The sequence below is a fragment of the Paenibacillus salivarius genome (genome assembly GCF_051307165.1).
Taxonomy (GTDB): domain Bacteria; phylum Bacillota; class Bacilli; order Paenibacillales; family Paenibacillaceae; genus Fontibacillus.
On the sequence record NZ_CP195592.1, the window covers coordinates 713,703 to 735,759 of the forward strand.

At 49.3% G+C, this 22,057-nt stretch carries 15 protein-coding genes, 1 tRNA gene and 2 pseudogenes; 12 read left to right on the forward strand and 6 right to left on the reverse strand.

Translation table 11 applies throughout. The features are described from left to right. The first annotated feature begins 15 nt into the window (after positions 1-15). On the forward strand, positions 16-1,053 hold the full coding sequence (locus tag ACSFXJ_RS03200) for a hypothetical protein (protein ID WP_435923783.1): 1,038 nt from the start codon (positions 16-18) through the stop codon (positions 1,051-1,053). Between the two features lie 331 nt (positions 1,054-1,384). On the opposite strand, the gene ACSFXJ_RS03205 is transcribed toward ACSFXJ_RS03200, so the two are convergent. Continuing rightward, on the reverse strand, positions 1,385-1,942 hold the full coding sequence (locus ACSFXJ_RS03205; RefSeq protein WP_435923784.1) for a JAB domain-containing protein: 558 nt from the start codon (positions 1,940-1,942) through the stop codon (positions 1,385-1,387). A gap of 330 nt (positions 1,943-2,272) precedes the next feature. On the opposite strand from ACSFXJ_RS03205, the gene ACSFXJ_RS03210 reads away from it, so the two are divergent. Then, positions 2,273-2,346, forward strand: a tRNA-Thr gene (locus ACSFXJ_RS03210). A 142-nt stretch (positions 2,347-2,488) separates the two neighbouring features. Here ACSFXJ_RS03210 and ACSFXJ_RS03215 read toward each other — a convergent pair. After that, the gene (locus ACSFXJ_RS03215) at positions 2,489-3,394 is read right to left on the reverse strand and encodes a LysR family transcriptional regulator (protein WP_435923785.1); all 906 of its coding nucleotides are present in this window, start codon (positions 3,392-3,394) and stop codon (positions 2,489-2,491) included. 160 nt (positions 3,395-3,554) lie between these two features. On the opposite strand from ACSFXJ_RS03215, the gene ACSFXJ_RS03220 reads away from it, so the two are divergent. Then, positions 3,555-4,583 carry an alpha/beta fold hydrolase gene (locus tag ACSFXJ_RS03220; RefSeq protein ID WP_435923786.1) on the forward strand — a complete coding sequence of 343 codons (1,029 nt, stop codon included), beginning with the start codon at positions 3,555-3,557 and terminating at the stop codon, positions 4,581-4,583. A gap of 115 nt (positions 4,584-4,698) precedes the next feature. Here ACSFXJ_RS03220 and ACSFXJ_RS03225 read toward each other — a convergent pair whose 3' ends face one another. Continuing rightward, a complete protein-coding gene (locus ACSFXJ_RS03225) occupies positions 4,699-7,974 on the reverse strand; it encodes an alpha-amylase family glycosyl hydrolase (RefSeq protein WP_435923787.1) in 3,276 nt (1,091 codons plus the stop codon). 542 nt (positions 7,975-8,516) lie between these two features. Here ACSFXJ_RS03225 and ACSFXJ_RS03230 point away from each other — a divergent pair. Further along, the gene (locus tag ACSFXJ_RS03230; RefSeq protein WP_435923788.1) at positions 8,517-9,143 is read left to right on the forward strand and encodes a TetR/AcrR family transcriptional regulator; all 627 of its coding nucleotides are present in this window, start codon (positions 8,517-8,519) and stop codon (positions 9,141-9,143) included. Between the two features lie 201 nt (positions 9,144-9,344). Beyond that, a complete protein-coding gene (locus ACSFXJ_RS03235) occupies positions 9,345-10,103 on the forward strand; it encodes an SDR family oxidoreductase (protein ID WP_435923789.1) in 759 nt (252 codons plus the stop codon). A 293-nt stretch (positions 10,104-10,396) separates the two neighbouring features. Here ACSFXJ_RS03235 and ACSFXJ_RS03240 read toward each other — a convergent pair. Then, a pseudogene (locus ACSFXJ_RS03240) lies at positions 10,397-11,727 on the reverse strand (IS3 family transposase). Positions 11,728-11,913: 186 nt separating this feature from the next. Between ACSFXJ_RS03240 and ACSFXJ_RS03245 the strand changes: the two are divergent. The 4 genes from ACSFXJ_RS03245 (at position 11,914) to ACSFXJ_RS03260 (ending at position 15,524) form a co-directional block, all read left to right on the forward strand. After that, complete coding sequence (locus tag ACSFXJ_RS03245; RefSeq protein WP_435923790.1) at positions 11,914-13,254, forward strand: ankyrin repeat domain-containing protein; 1,341 nt, start codon at positions 11,914-11,916, stop codon at positions 13,252-13,254. A 171-nt stretch (positions 13,255-13,425) separates the two neighbouring features. After that, the gene (locus tag ACSFXJ_RS03250) at positions 13,426-13,881 is read left to right on the forward strand and encodes a DUF523 domain-containing protein (RefSeq protein WP_435923791.1); all 456 of its coding nucleotides are present in this window, start codon (positions 13,426-13,428) and stop codon (positions 13,879-13,881) included. 133 nt (positions 13,882-14,014) lie between these two features. Beyond that, complete coding sequence (locus tag ACSFXJ_RS03255; protein WP_435923792.1) at positions 14,015-14,506, forward strand: RNA polymerase sigma factor; 492 nt, start codon at positions 14,015-14,017, stop codon at positions 14,504-14,506. A gap of 7 nt (positions 14,507-14,513) precedes the next feature. Further along, on the forward strand, positions 14,514-15,524 hold the full coding sequence (locus ACSFXJ_RS03260; RefSeq protein ID WP_435923793.1) for an anti-sigma factor: 1,011 nt from the start codon (positions 14,514-14,516) through the stop codon (positions 15,522-15,524). 69 nt (positions 15,525-15,593) lie between these two features. Here ACSFXJ_RS03260 and ACSFXJ_RS03265 read toward each other — a convergent pair whose 3' ends face one another. Beyond that, on the reverse strand, positions 15,594-15,752 hold the full coding sequence (locus ACSFXJ_RS03265; protein WP_435923794.1) for an asparagine synthase: 159 nt from the start codon (positions 15,750-15,752) through the stop codon (positions 15,594-15,596). Between the two features lie 138 nt (positions 15,753-15,890). Between ACSFXJ_RS03265 and ACSFXJ_RS03270 the strand changes: the two genes are divergently transcribed. From ACSFXJ_RS03270 to ACSFXJ_RS03280, 3 genes and pseudogenes are all read left to right on the forward strand, one after another. Continuing rightward, positions 15,891-16,772 carry a carbohydrate ABC transporter permease gene (locus tag ACSFXJ_RS03270; RefSeq protein ID WP_435923795.1) on the forward strand — a complete coding sequence of 294 codons (882 nt, stop codon included), beginning with the start codon at positions 15,891-15,893 and terminating at the stop codon, positions 16,770-16,772. After that, positions 16,772-17,608 (forward strand): annotated as a pseudogene (locus ACSFXJ_RS03275) (carbohydrate ABC transporter permease). Before ACSFXJ_RS03270 ends, ACSFXJ_RS03275 begins: the two are co-directional and overlap by 1 nt. Positions 17,609-17,621: 13 nt before the next feature. Then, the gene (locus ACSFXJ_RS03280) at positions 17,622-18,884 is read left to right on the forward strand and encodes an ABC transporter substrate-binding protein (protein ID WP_435923796.1); all 1,263 of its coding nucleotides are present in this window, start codon (positions 17,622-17,624) and stop codon (positions 18,882-18,884) included. Positions 18,885-20,771: 1,887 nt separating this feature from the next. Here ACSFXJ_RS03280 and ACSFXJ_RS03285 read toward each other — a convergent pair. Beyond that, the gene (locus ACSFXJ_RS03285) at positions 20,772-21,866 is read right to left on the reverse strand and encodes an FAD:protein FMN transferase (protein WP_435923797.1); all 1,095 of its coding nucleotides are present in this window, start codon (positions 21,864-21,866) and stop codon (positions 20,772-20,774) included. Between the last annotated feature and the right edge of the window lie 191 nt (positions 21,867-22,057).

Consider the following 22,057-nt stretch of genomic DNA (forward strand, 5'->3'; position numbering starts at 1 on the left):
AATGGAGGACAACCCATGAATCTATCCAGACATTATTATTCACCACATAATCAATTGCCGTTCCTCTACGTGTTGTATCAATATGATTGTCTCCATGCCAAAGATATGGCTCGATTGCTCCATATGAACAGTGATGTTGTGTTGAGGTACATGAAAGCCTTGGAAGAATCCAGTTATGTCAAAAGTTATCGGCATGGGTCCCGTTCCTACTGGCATTTAGTCACGGATGGAATCGCCTACTTGGAAAAGCTGCTGGAAGAAACTTTGCCTATTCATTACGGAACTGGGCATCCTTCGAGAGAACGCAAGCAGAAGTTGCGTCACGATCTGCATGGAACTCTTCTTGCGATGAATATGGTGGAGCACACCGTCCCTGATGAAACAGGCTTGATCACTTGGATTGGTCCGACTTTGACTAAGACACTGTATCCCAAGAGTATGGACAATGGCTTTGTTGAAACGATTGTGCCATTCTATAATCCCGATTTGTATTTGGAATATGTTTGTGAAGGTCGAATCGGATGCCTGAACGTTGAGATTGATGCATCCAAGCAAACAGCCACTGAATGGAAGATGAAAGTGCAGAAAAGCCGTGTGAGTGTACTTATGGGCTTCTACCGTTCAACTACGGACTGGCTCACCATTGCCTTTGTAACACTTCGTGGAGAACAATTCCTCCAGAATACCCTGGCAACACTCGTAGATGAGTTTGTTGGGCATGAGAACCCTGTCTTGGTGGTGGCTACAACCTTTGACCAATTGTCAGAACAAGGACCCTATGCCCCGATCTGGTTGTCTAACGATGGAACGGACACCAAATATGCTTTAAAAGATTTGACTATTTTGGAATGGAATCATGAGGAAAGCCCCTTGTTGATCGGGACCAATAGCTGGCTGGATGCTCTGAAAGGTGGAAGGCTTAATCTTTACACATATGCAAACCCTTGGATAAGCAAGGTCCAGCCATGGAATGAATATATTCCACAAGAGGAACGGAGAGCGACGAGACTGCAAGAGAAGTTAGACGCTAGACGAAATGCGAGTGGCGAATAACTTGAGGATTAATACTGGGCTTAGACTAAAGGACATAGACAGTCAGAGTTTGAAATACCTTGTACGGCTAGAAGAGAAACATGGTCAGAATGATGTGGATATGTATTTAAAGTAATAACAGGATGTAGGTGTGTTCAGTTATAGATTATGTGGGAATATTTTGTGGCTGGCTTGACTAGTGACAAGTATGTATGAGTATGTGCGAATCGCTGTGTACCTTGTTTTATGGTCTGAGTGGGCTTGTGGCTTGGTTCCAGTTAAGTTTAAAAAGGCCAAAGAAAGATTTTGCAAGAATGGGTTACACAGCGGCGCATATAGGCATAGATAGATGTTAATAGCCTTGTTGTTTGAGTGAGATATAACTGGTTTGACCGAATATGATGTGGTCTAGCAGGTCGATGCCGATTATTGAGCCTGATTGTTGTAGTCTTTGGGTCATGTTGATGTCTTCTTCGCTAGGTGTTGGGTTGCCGCTTGGGTGGTTGTGGGCGCATATAACGCTGGAGGCGGCATAGAGTATAGCAGGACGGAAAACTTCTCGTGGATGGACGACTGTGGCATTAAGGGTGCCGAGACTGATTTGTTTGCAAGCAATGAGTCGGTTCTTTGCGTTTAGGTAAAGGCAGAAGAAATGTTCCTTATTGCGGAATGCGAATTTGTTGCGTAGGAGTTCAGCCACATGTTCAGGTGCACAAATTAGTTTGGGTGCACGTTGTGGAGCGGTCATGAAATGCAACAGGGATTTGATGCTTTTGATTTGTTGGATGGGTAGACCAGAATACTTGGCGAGACACGAAGCATTTGTTTCAAGAATGTCTTCGGCAGTTGGGTACAGTTGGAACAGTTTGTCCACAGACGACTTGTTTAGCGAAAGTGCATGACTGACCATTTAAGACAGTCCTTGGTGGCTTTGAAAGTTTAGCATACACGGCTCTCCTTTGAGTTTTCTGCCGGGATTCTACCATACGTATATTTTCGAACACAAGTATCTTGCCACCCAGACGCTTGTACAAAGTTCGAATAGCCAAGACTGAGAGAGGGACACACCGACAAAAGCTTGCTGGGCTTGGAAAGTACTCGGAGACAGCCGCCAAATAGTCCTTGGACAGCAGATGGACAGCAGTTGAAACATATATCGAATTCAGCAGACTGCTTTAGACAGCAACATATACACTTACAAATAGCGTCGAGAAAAGAATGAGAAGCATATATCCATCAAGGCGACACATCGAACTATAGTTTTTACGCCCCGCATTCGTAATGCGTAGGTCGGGGGTTCGAATCCCTTCATCAGCATCCTTGATTTTTCAAGCGCAACGCGTCTTCCGAGGTTTTCGGGAGGCGCGTTTTTTGTGTTTGTCGTGTTTGTAGGATGTGAGCTCTTGGGATAGAAAGGAGGGGCAAGGCGCCCGCTCGAGGATTCCCCTTTGCATGACTAAGTGGTTTTATTTTCCCCTAAAGCGATAACCTCTCTTGCCGCTTCTATGAAGGACAACATGATCGGCGAAAGCCACTTGTCTTTGTGCCATAACATCTGCGTATACACGTGCAAGTCCGGAATTTGCCATGGAAGAGCAACAAGCTCGCCCCGCTCCACTTCGGCTTCCGCGACGATTTCCGGAAGAAAGGCAATGCCGATTCCCGTAATTGCACATTGTTTAATGGCTTCCGCGCTTTGAAACTCCAAATACGTAATACTATCGATGCCCTCTTTCTCAAATGACCGGTCAAACATGGTTCGATAGGGGCAACCCTTTTCATTCGTCAGGAACACTTCACCGTGAAAATCTTCCAACCGCAGCACGCTTCGTTTCGCGAGCGGATGGTCCGGAGCGGCGAACAAGCGGAATGTTTCCTCCAGCAACGGCTCCACGGCAAGCCCGCTTGACCGAATGGATTCATCCAGCATAAAGATGATATCCGCAGTTCCCTCAAACAGCGTTTGCTTGAGCTGCTGATTCGGAACGGAACGGAAGATGAGACGAACGCCCGGATGACGCGAACGGAACAGGTGGAAAGCACTCGGAAGCCGATAGGCGCAAAGAACCTCGTTGGCACTGATCGTCAGGGTACCGCTTAGATTTTCCTGGTCATGAACGACGCTGCGAGCTTCGTCCAATTTATTAAAAACGCTTTCGATATGAGTTAAGAAGCGTTTACCCTCCGGCGTAAGAATGAGCTGCTTGCCCAACCGGTCAAAAAGACGAACGCCAAGTTCATCCTCCAATGCTTTGATTTGCATCGTGACGTTGGAGGGGACGTAGTTCAGCACTTCCGCAGCCCGAGTGAAATTTAAAGTTGCCGCAACCGTCCGGAACGTTTTCAGTTGGCGCAATTCCATCCGATAAATCCCCCTTTACCTTCAATATTATTGAATACTATTTTGAATTTTAATCACTTTTATTGAAGGTATCACAGACTTATACTGAGCACAAGAAGTACAAGAAGTACAAGAAGTACATTCCAAATGTTGTTTTTATTTTCAAAGGGAGGACAATACCATGGATTATGAAATTTTTGATCTGGGTGACGTAGTCTTACAATCCGGAGAGACGTTGCCGGGCGCTTTTCTAGCTTATAAGACTTATGGAAAATTGAATGAAAAGAAAGATAACGTCATCCTTTATCCGACGGCTTTTGGCGACACGCACGTTCAGAATGAATGGTTGATCGGAGAGGGGATGGCACTGGATCCGCGGGAATATTTCATCATCGTTCCAAATCTGCTGGGCAACGGATTATCTTCGTCTCCCAGCAACACGCCGCCCCCTTTTGACCGTGCTCATTTTCCGCACGTAACCATCTATGACAACGTGAAATTGCAGCATCGGCTGGTGACCGAAAAATTCGGCATTCAAAAGATCGCTCTCGTCGTCGGATGGTCAATGGGAGGCATTCAATCCTTCCAATGGGGGGCAAGTTACCCGGACATGGTGGAACGAATTGCTCCTTTTGCCGGAGTTGCCAAAACCTGGCCTCAGACGTTTTTGGTCCTGGAGGGAATGAAGGCTTCACTCATGGCCGCCGCCCGGTTCGATTCAAGTAAACTAAACGGGTTGACTTCTTCGGACATGCGCGCCGTAGGCCGTGTCTATGCAGGGTGGGGGTTATCGCCGGCGTTTTACAGAGAGGAACTTTATCGCGGGATGGGATTTGACTCTTTGGCGGATTTTATGGCCGGAGTCTGGGATGACAGCTTTATGAACATGGATCCTCACAATGTCCTGGCCATGTTATGGACGGGCCAGCATGCAGATATAAGCGCAGACCCCTCCTATAACGGGGATTTCGATAAGGCGCTCCAAAGCATTAAAGCGCTTGCCTGCATCATGCCGGGGAGCACGGATCTCTTTTGCACGGCGGACGATAACGAATACGAGGCGAAGCTTATGCCTAATGCTGTTTTTAAGCCGATTAAGTCGATCTGGGGCCATTTTGCCGGCCGCGGAATCAACGGAGCCGATAATGCATTTATTGACGACAACTTAAAACGCTTGCTCGCGCTGACGAGTCCAATAACGCATTCGTAATGCGCAAGTCGGAGGGGACGAATGTCCTCGTCGGCAAATGATTGGTATGTGTAATGAGCCCGCGGCTCCCATTAAGGGGGCGCGGGCTCATTGAATGAAAAAGGGAATTACCGCACTATTTCAAAAACGGACCGCTTTCGCCGATCTTGCCCGGAGCCGGATTGCCCGGCAGATCCAGAACGTAGATGCGAAGGTTGCCCTTGCCGGACAAGGAAACGGATAGGGTGCCGTTCGTTACTGTTTTCGTGTCGCCGGTAATGGCGTCTTTATAGGTGCCGTTTGGAATGCCGGTGTAAGTCGCGGACTCGCTGATCGCCACAAGCGCAAAACTGTCGACGCCTTCGGCGGCATTCGTGTACCGGCGTTTGAACGCCATTTTTCCGGAAATTCCCTCGGTCGAATACTGGCCTTTTTGCAATGCCGGAATCTGCCGGCGGATTTGGTTCAACCGCTGCAAATGCTTGACCAGAGGCTGCTGCAGCGTTTCGGCCACTTTGCCGGAGGCCGATGCGACCTTGCCGAAATCGCTGGCCACGACGGTGCCTTCGATTTCATCGCCGAAGTAGGCACGACGGGTCTCTTCAAGCGGGCAGGTCGGACCGCAGTCGATCCGCTCGCCGGCCTGGAATTCAATCTCGTCGCCGTACATAATGGTAGGAATGCCGCGGAAGGTCCACATCAAGCTCATGTTTTCGGCCCAAGCTTCGGTTCCGCCGTCGTAGGCGGTGCTCGATTTGTTCGGGCCGAAGTCATGGCTGCTGACATAGACGACATTATACGTTGCGTCATTGGTCGCATCGTCCGAATCCTTGCCGTTATTGAAGGCATTGACCGCTTCGCTGAAATTCATGTGCATCCGCATGTCGATGATGTTCATACCGGAAAATTTGCTGTGATCGGGCGCGTGATATTCATTGCCTCTTAAAAAGGCGTTATCCGATTTCGGCTGATTTTCCGTTCCCAGCTGATTTTCATAATTGTATTGCTCCAAGGCTGCAACCTCATCATCGGCGCTGTACTCCTTGCGTTCTTTCCAAGTGAAGAACTGGGCGGAATGGTTGACCGAGCCGCGGTTCCATTTGTCGTTGACAAATGCGCCGACTTCGCCGAACATGAAGAAATCTTTGCCTTTGTCGCCGAATTTGGCGACAGCGTGTTCTTCGGCGGCGGGCAGGAAATGGCGGTTCCAGGTCACCCGAGGTATATGGACGGCGGTATCGATCCTGAAGCCGTCAACCCCCATGTCGATGAAATTATTGTAGGCACCGATCAAATAATCCTGCACGGGCTTGCTTTCGGTATTAAAATCGGCAAGATCTTCATGGAGCCAGCAGCTGCGGGAATCCTCGCCCTCCCAGTTGCCGATCCAGCATTGGTGATAGTATTCCTCCGGGAACATGCCCGAAGTCGGGTTTGGCCATTGGCAGTTGTATATCCGATAGCCTTCCTTGCTATAGTACGGGGTCGGCAAGCCCCAATTTTGACAGGTGTTGTCCGCAGGCTCCTCCGTAGACCACATGTCTCCGTTGTAAGCCTTGGCGGAAACGTCATTCGGATAGAGTCCGTCATATTCCAGTCCGGGAATTCTTTCATCGTAAAACCAGCTCCATTGCGAGTCGCGGACGCCGAAAACGGTCGGCGTAAACAAGTCCTTGGCCCCCCATCGGCTGGAATGGTTGTAGACAACATCCTGAATGATTTTGATGCCTTTATTGTGGGCGGCGTTGATCAAATCCTGATAACTGGCACCGCTTGATTCCAGGCGCGGGTCGACCCTGTAGAAATCATATCCGTGATAGCCGTGGAAATCGTAGTCGGACCGGTTGAGCACGACCGGCGTAATCCAGATTGCCGAAAAACCGAGCGCCTTAATATAATCGAGCTTTTCCATCAGCCCCTTGAAATCTCCCCGGAACATGGGGTCGTCGTTCGCGGCATTGCCCGAAGCCTCATGGAATTGCCCCCCGCGGTTATTCGAGGAATCCCCGTCGTAAAAGCGGGCGGTCATCACGAAGTAAATCGAATCTTCGCGGGCGTCACCGCCAAGCGGCGTACCGCCGGGCGAAGGAAGCGGGGCATCGCCCGTTTTGGCCGAAACCGGCCCGCTGTCCGCGGATTTGTTCGGTGGAACGGCCTTGTCATAAGCTTTTACTGTATACGAGTAAATCGTTTGCGCATCCAGACCTGCGTCCGTGAAATCGGTACGGGTCGTCGTATACACCTTCTTTCCTTGGGATCCGCCCGTCCGCGTGATTTCATATCCGGCTACGCCTCTGCCGTTCTCATTGTCGGTCGAAGCGTTCCAAGACAAAGTGATGGTTAAATCCTTCGCAACCGCCTTTACATTTTCCGGCACGGATGGAGGGAGCTTATCCTCGGGCAAGGGGGCGCACGGGCTGATCGCATTTGGGGTAACCGTACCGTCTTTAATGGTCGTAATCCCCGTGCCGATGACATAATCCTTTCCGTTGTTGTTGTCCCAGACGGAGCCGTTGTTGAATGCGGCTTTCATGCTGGTCGCTTCGCCGAGGTTTATCGTGATTTTTGCCCAATCCACGCAGGCTTCCTCCGCCATTCTTACTCCGGGCGGGGTCGTCCAGGCGGCCCCGGCGGGAGAGTAGTGAATATTGACCAGAGACCATGCGCGCGACTTGGTGTAATAATAAACGATAGCCTGGTTTCCGGCGCCAGCTTCTAAAGTGGTTACGGCAAGGGGAGCGGACAGTGCGGACTCGTTTCCGGCTTTATCCTTGGCCAGTACGGCGAACGAATAACCGGTGGAGGCCGAGAGGCCTGTAAAGGTATACGATGTCGTTGTCACATTGGCGTTGACCAAGGTTCCGTCTTGAAAGACTTTATAGCCCTGAATGCCGCTTCCGCCAATGTTATCCTGGCTTTCGGACCATGAAATCGTCACGGTCGACGATGTTGCCTCCGTTACGGCCAGGTTGCCCGGAACGCTTGGTGCTGTCGTGTCCGGTACCTCCGGATTGCTATCGCTCCAATGGCTTCCGTCATACCAGCCTTCTTTGTCCCTCAATATTCCCGGCTGGCCGCCTGCCGGAGTCTGGTTGCCGTTGCCGTCTTTAAACATCACTCTGGCACTGGAGACACCCTCAATGGTGTAAACATACCAATCGCCGGTTTCCGCAATCATGGATGGAGAGGACTGCCAGGACGGCTCGGCGACGCTCGGGCTCGTTTGATAGTAATAAAGCTGCGGAGGGCCCCATCCTGCCGGCTTTTTGAAGTGTACTGTCAAGCCTGCGGCCGCTGCGGGTTCCTCAGCCGCATTAACCGTAGCCGACGTTCCGGGGGAGGAAAGGGGAAATGCCGAGAATATCAGAGCTATTGCCATGATCAGCCCTAACCATTTTCTTCGTAATTTCATTGTCGCTTCATCTCTCCTTTAATTTCAATTAATTACATATAATGCGCTTACAATAAAGGTGCTTTAACCGGAATAGAATCCCTCCTTTATCATTCAAATGTCTTCAGGAGAAGCTTGGGTTCTCGCAAAGGCTGGACGGCTTGTTCATCATTTGAACGATTACGACCTTTGACCAGGATGCGGAAAGAGCTTTTCTCGACGAAGAGGCTATGGGAATACTCCCCGTTTGGCGGAACCGCTCAAGAACGGACAGGCCGGTAACCGAAGCGATACGAATGTTGAGGCTTAATCAGGAAAACGTTTGCACAAAATAGAATAGGGTACCGATGCGTCGATGATTTCGGGAAGGCGTATGGGGAACTTTGTTAAACCGTATGTTATCATTTGGGGCTTTTATCCGTCAACAGATTTATTTAAAAAAATGAATATCCGACAATATATGGAGGGTGCGATGGTAAAGGGGAGGCTTGAGAGAGGCAAGAGAAGACCGAAAAATGATATGATAAGAGCATCATGCACAACAAAAAAAGGATGTTATGTCTATGGACGACAAGAAAACGGACAGACGCATACTGCGAAGCAAGGCCGCGTTAAGGCAAGCTTTATTGGAGCTGATGGCGGACAAAAGCTTTCATTCCATCTCCATCAAGGAAATCGTCGAAAAAGCTGGGTACAACCGGGGGACGTTCTATACCCATTATGATAGCAAGGAAGCGCTCCTTGAAGACATTTACACAAATTTATTGGATGAATTAATCCAATCCTTCCGGGCTCCGTACGAGGAAGTGGAAGTGTTCCGAATCGACGAGCTGCCGGCGAAATCGGTAACGATTTTTGAGCATTTTTACCGGAATAAAGGCGTGTACACGACATTGTTTAAAAGCGAGGTATTGACTCAATTCAAGGGGAAAATATTCGACGCGTTAAAGCAAATATCCATGGAGGACCTACTATACGACGGGCCGGACTCTGCGGATGATCCATTGAACCGGGAGTTTCTCGTCATTTACTCTATGAATGCACTGCTCGGACTCATCTTCCATTGGATAGAAAGCGGGTATCATTATTCTCCGTCCTATATGCAGGATCAACTTGTCAAAATGATCAACTGGCGGCCTTATGCGGCCAAAATCAACAAAAAGAGCGAGGGAAGCGTCACGGTCCGGTGATGCTTCCCTTTTCTTTGATTCACGGAGATAACCATACAAATTTGACATTTGTGTCGGGTAACGTACATTTCCGGAATGTTTAATGATTGTTTGGATTTTTAGGCTAAACTATACTGAATATCAAAGCAGAAATTTGTTAATGCAGTAACTTTGTTCACATTTTCATAATTGATTTCTGAATATTTCAAGGAGGGATTTGTTGTGAAGCTTCAAAACCAAGTTGCCGTCGTCACCGGTGCCGCATCAGGAATGGGAAAACAAATCGCTTTGCTGTTTGCCAAAGAAGGAGCCAAAGTCGCGGTTTCCGACTTGAACCTTGAGGGCGCAAACGCAACGGTAGAAGAAATTAAAGCTCAAGGCGGTACGGCGTTTGCCATTAAGACGAACGTTGCCGTTGAAGAAGATATTCAAAACTTGATCGATACGACCGTTCAAAATTACGGCACGGTGGATATCCTTGTCAACAATGCGGGAATTATGGACGGCATGGAGCCCGCCGGCGAAATTAACGATGATAAATGGGAAAGAGTTTTTGCCATCAATACGACCAGCGTCATGCGCTCTACACGTAAAGTATTGCCGATTTTCCTCGAAAAGAAAAAAGGGGTGATCGTCAACGTAGCTTCGGCAGGGGGACTTTATGGCGCTCGTGCAGGCGCAGCTTATACGGCGTCGAAGCATGCCGTTGTCGGCTTCACCAAAAACACGGGCTACATGTACGCTGCGGAAGGCATCCGCTGCAATGCGATCGCTCCGGGCGGGGTGGAGACGAACATCGGAGCATCCATGCAAGGAATCAGCGAATTCGGCTTTGGCCGGCAGCAGCTCGGCATGGCGATCAATCCTCGTGTCGGCAAGGCTGAAGAGATTGCCAAGGTAGCTTTGTTCCTGGCGTCGGACGAGTCCAGCTTCGTAAACGGTACGGTGATTACCGCCGATGCCGGTTGGACCGCGTATTAATACAAACGGAAAGTGCGCTCCGAAGGATCGGGGCGTACTTTTTATTTGCTTAAGTACGTCTACTTTTTAAGTCTTGCTTCCAAAGCATCCAAAGCATGATTTCGGATCGCTTCAACCTGGGTCTCCGCTTCTTTCAAACCGCCCGCATTTGTAACGATGGTTAGCGGGTGCTCCATGAACTTCTCCCCGGTCAAATTCCGGTCAACTCCTTCAATGAATCCATACGCAAAAAATAAGAAAAGGTTCGGTTAAAGTAAAGTGTACCCTTTGTAAAGGACATTTTAAAAAAAGGCTTAGGCTACCTGAAAAAGATGATTCCTGTACTGTACAGGAGTCATCTTTTTCAGGTTCCATTGATATCTAGTATGGTTATAGTGGCGGATATACCTATCAATTTCTTGTTGAAGCTCTCCAAACGTTTTACATGATTTTATATCCACTTCGTCTTTAAGATGGCCAAAGAATGATTCGATAGGGGCGTTATCCCAGCAGTTTCCCTTCCTGGACATGGATTGGTACAATCCGAGTTTCTTAACCTGTTTCTGAAAATCTGGATGTGTGTAATGGGTACCCTGATCAGAATGAATGAAGGCCCCTTTAGCTTTCTTAAAGGTTCTGTTCTTCTTCAATTTAGTGAGGGTATCTGTGGCCAGATTCATGATGATTCGGCTAGACATGTGATGTGCTAAAACTTCACCTGTAGAACCATCTTTAATGACGGACAAATAAGCTCTTTGTCCACCGTGATAGTTCAGATAAGTGATATCCGTTAGAAGGACCTTGCCAGGCATCCCCTGTTTAAATTGGCGGTTTAGGAAGTTAGGAACCACTCGGTGTTCTTGAGTGGCTTTCATCATTCTCCGGTACGGATTTGCCTTCCTAATAGGGCAGACGATATCGTATTTTTTCATGATTCTACGGATCTTCTTCAAGTTGAAGACACACTGAAATTGACCTGCCAATGTCATTTTAATTTGGCGTGCCCCTTTCTTTCTGCCTTTGAAGTTAAAGGCCTTTAGAATCATTTCTTTCGTTTCTTCATCCTTTTTATCCTTGCGTCTCCTTTGTTCAATAGATTTGGCTGAGAAATAATTATAGTAACCACTTCTTGAAACTCCGGCAACTTCACAAAGGAATTTCACCATATGGATAAGGTTATATTTTTCAATGACCTCATGAATGAGAATATATTTTTGACTGACGGGCAGCTTTACTTCTTTAGCCCCCTTCCCAACAAACGAATCTTTTTTAAGAGTTCGTTTTCTGCCTGCACAAGCTTCATCTGTGCTTCCAATCTGGCATACTTCTCTTCAATAGATAATTCTTTAATCCGTGGCCTGCCAGAACTACCCTTTCTGGTATCTTTAAGGCCCAACACTCCTTCGGTTTTATAAGCAGCTTTCCAACGATCTGAAGCTGATTTAACTCTCTTCATGCCAATAACGTCAATATTAAATCCTGCTTCTTCAAAGATTTCTCTTGGAAGCTTCCCTTCACTATATTCAGTAACAAAGTGTTGTTTAAATTCATCAGTGTATGTGATGCCCTTTGAACTGACTGTTTTAACATATCGGTTCTTAGATAGTGTTGTGATATCTTTCTCTGTAAATAATTTTTTACTCATAATTCTCCGTCTCCACGTATTTCTCTATGTTATTCTTTAAATTATACAAAAAACACCCTATAGAAAGAGCACTTTTTTTAAGTGTCTATTCTATAGGGTACATTTTAAAGAAGATGGTTGCTCTTTTTTGCGGAATCCTGACATAATGAGGAATACATATATTTTACTAAGATGGAGTGTGTTTCTTTGCGTTCTTTTTTGATCTCACTACTTGTCGTATTTACGATGCTCATCGCTTCTTGTTCCCCGGCTCCCGGGCAGCGCGGGAATTTGCAGAGCGAAGACCTTTCCGCCGTTGCGAGCGGAGTTACCGCCTCGGACTGGGAGGAACAGGTTGGTTATGAAAGAATGACCGCGCTTGTAGGCGGTATTTTGCAAGATTGGCGCAGTCAGGGAATTGAAATCGAACGATTTTTCGAGGACCCGGACGTTGAAGCCGAGTTCTGGACGCAGCTGGTCCTGATCTATTTTACGGAGGAAGAGGGGCGAAACTCCACGCTGCTGGATGCCATGGTTTGGATGCGGGACAATCAGGAACTCCTTAAGGAGCAAGAGGCTAAGGCGATGGCGGAGCTTTCCGGAAAAAACGAATCGTCGAATCCTTCGAAATCCGAGCCGCAAAATAGCGAACACACCGAAGAAAATCGATTGATTCATGCGATTAATGAAGGGGATATCGCGGCAGTCAAACAGCTCTTGTCGGACGGGGCGGATCCGAATTCGGCCGATGAGCATGGATACTCGGCGCTGCAATTAGCCTTATATAATACGGACCATGCTTCCGATATGCCGGATCCGGAGCTGATCAAGGCAAGGCAAACGAAGGGGTTGAAGCTTGTTCATCTGCTGCTCGATGCGGGAGCGGACCCGAATGCCGGCTTGCCGGACGATCCGGTTCTCGTGACCGCTGGCATGATTTTACCCGAAGCGTGCGTGCCGCTGGCGGAGGCCGGGGCCGATACGAACGCGCGGGACGGCCTTGGAAACACCGTCTTGTTTTACCTGCTTGATGAAGAGAACGTATTTTCCGAGATGCTGAAGCGCGGGGCTAACCCCAAACTGAAAAATGACGAGAATGAGACCGTCTACGATAAGGTCCGAAAACGGAATGCCACCGGCGTTGCGAAACTGCTGGGCATGGAGCTTGCCGAACAAAAGGTGACTCCGGAAAATCCATACGTCGAAGCGGTTTTCGACAAAGTCCATGACGGAATTACCCAAGATGAAGCCATCCAATTATTCGGTCCGGATTATGTACAGCGTTTCGATGAGCTCGACGGTTCCGAGGTTTGGGAATATGCCGGGACGGCAAAAGGTTACGGCAAGCCTTCCACGGATAACGGAAGCACGGATGAAGAAGGCATCCTATCCGGAAAGGTGAACGTGGAGCTGTCGATTTACTGGAACGCGGAACGTACCGCTTGGTACAGCGTCGTTTATGCCCTAGGCCCCGATAACGAAATCTATGTTTACTATATTCATCCCGGCGAGAAGAAAACGGTGGGAGAACCTTTATGGCAAGGCTAGCATAGGCGAGAGCGCCTAGCGGATCGGCCAAAGTCTTGGCGAATGCGAGGGAACGATGGGGAGAGGGCCGGATTCTTTGCGGAAGAGTCCGCCTTCATTCTTGCTGAATTTCCATTTCCCGGGCAATATTGTCGGATCATCGTATATTACATAGGGAGGAAGTGCAGAGATATGATCATTGTCAGCTCTTGTCTGGCCGGAATGAAGGTCCGTTACAACGGTACGGATAGTTTGGATGAGACGATCCGGAAACTGGTGGAAGAAAAAAAGGCGGTGACGGTTTGTCCAGAGCTTTTGGGCGGCTTCATGACACCTCGAGACCCGGCGGAGATTGTCGGCGGAACGGGGGAGGACGTGTTGGACGGAAAGGCCAGAGTCATAGAAAAATCCAGAGAAGACGTAACCGGGTTGTATATGAAAGGTGCATATGAGACGCTGAGAATCGCAAAAGAACTGGGGGCCACCACCGTGGTTTTGAAGGAAAACAGTCCCTCTTGCGGCAGTAGCCGGATTTATGACGGAAGCTTTGAAAACCGGCGGATATCCGGCAACGGCGTGACGACGGCTTTGCTCAGGAGAGAAGGGATCGTCGTTTTGTCGGAGGAGCAGTTGCAGTTCATCGTCTAAAATACATAATTGCCGCTTTCTTTGAGGCTGCCTATTGTTATCGCAGATAACCGGGGCAGCCTCGATTTTGTTTTATCGCGAAAAAATAACATTTCCCGGATTCGTCCGTTATACAACCGAAAGGAGGTGCAGGATGGGGCCCGGGCAGCTTCATGAAATCCTTCAACGCAAGTGCGGAGAAATCCGCAAGTATTTAATCCGTTTGGGCGCCACTGCAGCCGACGCGGAGGATGTTGTACAGGAAACGTTATACAAGGCGTTTCTTTATATGGAAGCCATTGAAGAGAACAAGTTCAGCGCATGGATGTATAAGGTGGCGATTAACCGCTACTTCGATTTATGCCGCCGTGAAAAGCGATACGCTTATCAGGCCGAAATTCCCGACGTTCAGGCGCCGGAAAAGGAATGGCCGGAGGAACGGCTGCTTCAGCGTGAGCAGCGCGAGGAAATCGAGCGTACGCTGGCGGAGCTCAAACCGCTGCACAGGCAGCTTATTTTGCTGAAATATGAAATGGAGTTGTCGTATCAAGAAATCGCGGAGCTGCTGGGGATGACGCCGGAGGCCGTAAAGGCCACGCTATTTCGCGCCCGGCAGCAGTTCAAGAACAAATACGGAGGCGAATAAAACCAATATGACGAAACCCTGGGATGAAGACGACAAGCAATTAGGCAGAGTCATCAGAAAAGCCAAGCGAAAAACCTGGATCCGAAATATTCTCATCTCGCTCATCGCGAGTCTCGTTGCAATCTTCCTCGTGCAGTTCGGCGCGCTTCAATTGACCTATCGGGCATCCGACAAAGCGCTAAATGAGGAGTGGCTGCGAATGTCGTTGACAAGCCCTAACGAATACGAATCGGGGTATGCGGATCAACGGGGATTTTTATCGGGAACGCTTGAGTTTTCAACTTATAAAATCGTGGAGGGGGTGCCGGTTCCCTGGGGAAGCCGAATGAGGGAATACAAGGTGCCCGGATTTCCGAAGTTTACGGGATTGAGCGGAAATAAGGGCAACTTGACCGTAGTCGATCCTGAAATGGACGCGAAGAGTTACTTGTACTATCGCCAGTACAATGCTTCGAATGGGCAGCGGGAGCTGATGTTTTATGTGCCCGGCGTGGATTATAACGGGAAAATATTGAACGATCTCGACATGGTGGGAAGCATGGGGACGAATAAGGCGGCAGAAATGGCGATCTCCTTCGACAAGGATTATTCCTTTGACGAGGTTCGTGCCATGCTTCCGGAGGAAGTGACGCCGGTATGGTATTGGGTTGATACGTACGATAACCGGGAAACCTTCAAGTTTAAGCCGTATAAGGATGAACGGGGCGAAACCAGCTATCCTACCCCGATGACGAAACTTTTTGGCGTGTACGGTTTCGGCGTGCGGCCCGACTGGGATCAAGTCGAAGTCGACGAATTTCTGCAAAATCTGCAGACCGGCATCGATCAAGGAGGAAGCTACGCCAAGGATTACGAGCGGATCTACGCGTATCTCAAAAAGGATAAAAATAACCCGGATGAAAGCGACGTGCGCATCCTTGGCGTTGTCGTCACCGGTACGGCGAAGGAATTGCAAAGCCTTCGGGGGCAAACTTACGTAAGAGCGGCCGTGCTTGGGGCGGTTGCCGAAACTTATTAGGTTTTAAACAAAGGGACTATCCTGCGGCAGAATCGGCTGCTTCGGGATAGTCCCTGTCTTTCTTACAGGCTAGCGGTGCTCGATCAAATCGATGGTACCCAGCACGACATGGGCCAGGCCGAATCCGAGAGCGCCGGTCGCAGCAAGCTTGTACTTGCTTCCAAGCAGTGATGCGGCGGAAGCGGCCACTACGGCTCCAAGAACGGTAGGAATCAAACCTTCACGCATGCAAAACACCCCTTTGGACAGGATTGGAAAGACACTGCTAGTGTTCGATTCTGGCGGAGGAAATATTCGCTAAGATTCAATTCTTTGTCCCCAAGGTTAAAAAGAGGTCAAAACAGTAGCCAAGGGGTGAAGCGAAAAATGACGCGAAAAAGAACGTCCCAATGGATGCAGCAGCTCGTGTTCGTGGGGCCGTCCACCCTGTTTTTTATTCTGATCGTGGCGGTTCCGTTTTTCCTTGGATTGTACTATGCCTTTACGGATTGGAACGGCATATCCAGGCACGCGGACGGAGTGGGGCTGCGCAATTTTACGCATATTTTTACGAAAGATCCCGCTTTTCTGAATTCGTTCTGGTTTACCGCGAAATTTACGGTGCTGGGCGTGCTCCTCACCAACGTAGTGGGCTTTGTCCTGGCCTATTTTTTAACGAAACATCTGCTGACGAGAAACGTGATGCGGACGGTCTTTTTTATGCCCCACGTGATCGGCGGTCTGCTGCTCGGCTTTATTTGGCAGTTTATTTTTGTCCGGGGCTTTACTTCGATCGGCGGGGCGACGGGAATCCCGTTCTTCAAGCTGCCGTGGCTCGGTACGGAGGCGACTTCGTTTTGGGCGATCGTCATTGTCTTTGTCTGGCAGAACGCCGGTTATTTGATGGTCATCTATATTTCCGCCATCAACAATGTACCGAAAAACCTGATCGAAGCGGCGAAGGTCGATGGTGCGGGGCGCGGTCAGGTGCTGAGGCATGTCGTCATTCCGCTGGTGATGCCGGCGGTGACGGTCTGCTTGTTCCTGGCGATTTCGTGGTCGTTCAAACTGTTCGATCTGAACTTGTCCTTAACGAAAGGCGGGCCGTTTAAATCGACCGAGTCGGTCGCGCTGAATATATACAATGAAGCGTTCAACATCAGCCGATTCGGCATGGGGTCCGCCAAGGCGATCATTTTCTTCCTCATTGTCGCCGTGATATCGATACTGCAGGTGCGGGCCACCAAGAGCAGGGAGGTTGAGCTGTAATGGATACGACGAAACGATACCGCGGGGCCCTGATTGCGATCGAGGTCGTACTTCTTCTGGGCGCGCTGGTTTTTCTGGTGCCTTTTTACTTCCTGATCGTCAACTCGTTAAAAAGCTTCGGCGAAATTTTGACCGATGCCGCAGGATGGCCGGCAGCCTTCCAGTGGAGCAACTACGCGGAGGCGTGGAACAAAACGTCCTTCCCGAAGGCGTTCGGAAATTCGCTGCTGGTGACGGCGGCGAGCAATCTGCTGCTCGTGCTCATGTGTTCCATGGCAGCCTACCGGATGGCGCGGAAGCCGACGAGGTACAACCGGTTTTTGTACGCCGCAATTGTGGCCGCGATGGTCATTCCTTTTCAGGCGATCATGATTCCCCTCGTCAAAGTATCCAGCTTGTACGGCATCATGAACTCGATTTGGGGACTCGTCATCTGCTATCTCGGCTTTGGCGCTCCGCTAACGGTGTTCATGCTCCATGGATTCGTTTAATCCGTTCCGGTGGATATCGAGGAGGCGGGCCGGGTGGACGGCTGTTCCCCGTACGGGACGTTTTTCCGCATTATTTTGCCGCTGATGCAGCCGATCGCCATCACCGTGATCATTCTGAATACGCTGTGGATCTGGAACGACTATCTGATGCCGTCGCTGATCCTGCAAAAGCCGGAGCTCTATACCATTCCGATCGAGACGTTTGCCTTCTTCGGCCAATATACGAAGCAGTGGAATCTGGCGCTGCCTGCGCTCGTGCTGGGGATCACGCCGGTGGTTATCTTTTTCCTGGCCATGCAGAAATACATTATTGAAGGCATCGCCCAAGGCTCGGTGAAAGGATAAGGAGGGACCAAGGATGAAACTCGGCAGACTGGCATTGTTAATGGTGGTTTTGGCATTGATCGCCGCCGGATGCGGCAAAAACGGGCCGGAGATGGACGGCGGGCGGAAGGTGCTGCATATTTTTCAGTTCAAGGTGGAAATCGCGGAAGCACTGGAAGGCTTGAAGGCCGAATTTGAAAAAGAACATCCCGACATCAAGCTGGATATCCAGACCGTCGGCGGAGGGAGCGATTACGGCGCGTCGCTGCGGTCGAAATTCGCTTCCGGGGAGGAACCGGATATTTTCAATATCGGCGGATATACGGAAATGGAAATGTGGCAGGAGTACCTCGAAGATTTGTCGGACCAGCCTTGGGTAAAGGACGCCAAAGAGATCGCCAAAGAACCGATGACCAAAGACGGCAAGCTGTACGGGCAGCCGATGAACCTGGAGGGATACGGTTTTATCTATAATAAGGATCTGTTCGCCAAGGCGGGGATTAAGGAGAAGCCGGTCACATTGAGTGCGCTGCGGGAAGCCGCGGAAAAGCTCAAGGCGGCGGGAATCATTCCCTTCTCCAACGGGTACCAGGAATGGTTCGTGCTCGGCAATCATAACGTGAACGTCGCTTTTGCCGATCAGCAAGACCCCGCTGGGTTTATCCAGGGCTTAACGGACGGGAAATACAGATTCGCGGATGATCCGGTGTTCAAGCAATGGACGGAATTGCTGGACCTGACGCTGGAATACGGCAACGACAATCCGCTGACGACGGATTACAACACCCAGGTGACGATGTTTGCGGAAGGAAAGGCGGCCATGCTTCAGCAGGGCAACTGGACCCAGGTACAACTGGACGGCATTAACCCGGATTTGAATTTGGGCATTCTCCCGATGCCGATCGACGATACCGCGGAGGACAATGACCAACTGTTTGTCGGCGTGCCGAACAACTGGGTCATCTTCAAGGATTCTCCGGTCAAGGAGGAAGCGAAGGAATTTTTGAACTGGCTCGTCACGTCGGACACGGGCAAAAAATACATCACGAAGGAATTCAAATTTATCCCTGCCTTCGACAGCATTCAGGGGACCGAGGAGGACCTCGGAGCGCTGGGGATGGAAGTACTGAACTATACGGACGCCGGGAAAGCCTTGACCTGGAACTGGTTCCGGTTCCCGAACGGGATGCCGCAGGAAATCGCCAGCAGCATGCAGGCTTATATCGGCGGCAAAATAGGAAAACAGGAAATGCTGGAGCAGTTCCAAACGAACTGGGACAACCTCAGCGTGGAATAGAAAAAGGCGCCAAAATGGACGCAAGCGCTCATACGATGGATCATTGCTAAATGACACACGTGTGGCGCTTGCTTTTTTTACGTATCTTATTTTTTCCCTGCGTGGGAATTCAATTGTATTGCAACCCTTGCCTTTATGTACACGTTAAAGGTCTGCTTGCGTTATCGCTATATCATATCGCTTCGCGATCAGGTTCCTGCCTAGACTACAACCGCAACTGTTCTTACGGTTTCCAAAACAACAAAAGCCCTACCTCTCATTTGTCCTTGCGGCTCCGATGACCGCGCCAGTGTGAATCGGAAATACACAGAAAATTCTTACTCTTTGGGTCATTCAAATAAGGAATTTTATACCGATCTGGTATTTAGGAGAGTTATAATCTTTTGAGGAACTGCCATATGGGGTTTACAATCTAATTGAAAACTATACAGTAATTTTCATGAAAAGTCAAATGTGGAGAGGATGGGGGGCTAGACAACATGTAGATTACGTCGCTACCCCGCTGATGAAGAGCTTAATAATGCGGCATCCGCCGTATGGATCAATGGAAAAAAATAAGGACAGCATTTGCTCTTATTTGCCCATGTTGAAGCCTGAAAACGTCTTTTGGCCACCATTCTTAACCAATAAGGGCCTCTTTTGCCTATTGCTTGGCCTTACACAAACCCAGGTCGACAGGCCGCCACCTGAGCCCCCCGACAATGCCGACTACCCGGAATCCAGCACCCGACACCCGAGGCCCGACCATCTGACCACCAACCACACGAGGTCCGACCACCGACCGACCACCGACCGACCACCCATCATCCGATGTCCGCTACGCTGACCACTTATCACCCGAGGCCCGACTACGCTGACCACACCGACCACCCGACCACATAAAAGCTTGGCTCAAATAAGAGCCCATTTGTCCTTTATTTTGTCGAAAAGACCCTGCTACGAAAAAATAGGGCCATTTTTGGGCCTTATTTCGGCAAATGGAAGCACCAAATCGATGATATGGCACTCATTCCACTGGAATAAGAGACATTTTGTCCCTTATATTCCTGGTGTAATCGAAAAAAGCAGAAATAAGGGCAAAAAAGGGCCTTATTTCTGCTCCGTCCTTAGACAAACCCAGATCCGACATGCTGCCACTCAACGAACCACCTGACCACGTATAAGCTTGGCTCAAATAAGAGCTCTTTTGTCCTTTATTTTGTCGAATAGACCCAGCTACAAAAAAATAAGGCCATTTATGGGCCTTAATTCGGCAAATGGAAGCTCCAAGTCGATGATATGGCACTCATTCCACTGGAATAAGAGACATTTTGTCCCTTATATTCCTGGTGTAATCGAAAAAAGCAGAAATAAGGGTATAAAACGGCCTTATTTCTGCTCCGTCCTTAGACAAACCCAGATCCGACATGCTGCCACTCAACGAACCACCCGACCACGTAAAAGCTTGGCTCAAATAAGAGCCCATTTGTCCTTTATTTTGTCGAAAAGACCCTGATACGAAAAAATAAGGCCATTTATGGGCCTTAATTCGGCAAATGGAAGCACCAAATCGATGATATGGCACTCATTCCACTGGAATAAGGGACATTTTGTCCCTTATATTCCTGGTATAATCGAAAAAAGCAGAAATAAGGGTATAAAACGGCCTTATTTCTGCTCCGTCCTTAGACAAACCCAGATCCGACATGCTGCCACTCAACGAACCACCTGAACACGTTTAAGCTTGGCGCAGATAAGGGGTCTTATTTCGGCAAATGGAAGCTCCAAGTCGATGATATGGCACTCATTCCGCTGGAATAAGGGACATTATTGTCCTTATATTCCTGGTGTAATCGAAAAAAACAGAAATAAGGGCAAAAAACGGCCTTATTTCTGCCCTGCATCTACTTAATTCGCAAACGTGTAATCATCGTTTTCCTTAACCAGCATCTCTTTAAAGCCGGGGCTGGCGTAGAGCTTTTTATCCTTGGTAATAAACAGCACTTCCGTATTCGGCGTATTCTCGGCAAACTTCAAGCCTTCCTCGATGCCCATGATCAGCAAGGAGGTGTCCATGGTGTCCGCGTCGATGGAACGGTCGGTGATGATCGTGACGCTGCTGATATTGTTATCGACCGGATATCCCGTACGGGGATCGATGATATGCTGGTACAGCTTGCCGTCCTCGATAAAGTAGCGTTCGTAAATGCCGGCGGTGACGACCGTTTTATCCTTTACGCGAACCTTCCCGATCGGGTTGCCGCGTTCCATGGCCGGATCCTGGATGCCGACGTTCCAGGCCAGGCCGCCCGGTTTTTCGCCCATCACGAAAATGTTGCCGCCAAGGTCGATAATGGCGCTGTGAAAATCCTTGGCCGCCAAATAATCGTAGATGGCATCCGCGGCATAGCCTTTACCATAGGAACCGAGATCGATTTCCATGTCCTTATCCTGAAGATAAATTTCATGCGTATCCGGATTCAATTCAATTTTGCGGTAATCCGTCAATTTCTGTGCCGCGGCGATCTCATCGGCAGGAGGCACGTGCGCGCCTTCATGTCCGATGTTCCATAAGCTGACGAGAGGTCCGATCGACGGGTCAAGCAGGCCGTCCGTTTTTTGGGCATATTCGACGGCTTTGCTAACCAGCTCGAACGTATCGGGAGACACCTGAACAGCCGAAACCCCGGCCTGGGCGTTCACTTTATGGATTTCACTGTCGGGATTGGTGCGGCTGATTTTATTGTCGATATTTTTCATCAGGGCTTCCAGTTCCTCAAAATGTTTGGAGTTGGCCCGGGTGTCGTAAATTTTAATGGCGACGATCGTATCAAAAATAAAAAAGTTCTGCGATGCCGGCTGGGTCGTTTCGGTATCCGCCGTTTGCGCGGTTGCCCCGGAATTTTGCGAGTCCGCAGCCTTTCCGCTCCCGGAGCAGCCTCCAAGCAGAGCCGCGAGCAGGGTAAGTGTCAAGAGCAGGATTGCCGGTTTCTTTTTGTTCATGGGAGCAGCCTCTTTTCTCCTGTCATTTTCGACCTTGATTGTAGCAGAAATAGAGAAGTCCCGAAAGTACTTTAATTCACAAAGTAATGATTATCCGGTGAAATTGTTTCTTAAGTGAGGAATTTGTGAAATGAGGGAAGGTTTGAGACAAATATCACAAGGGCGTGAGGAATGTTACATGTATAATGGGT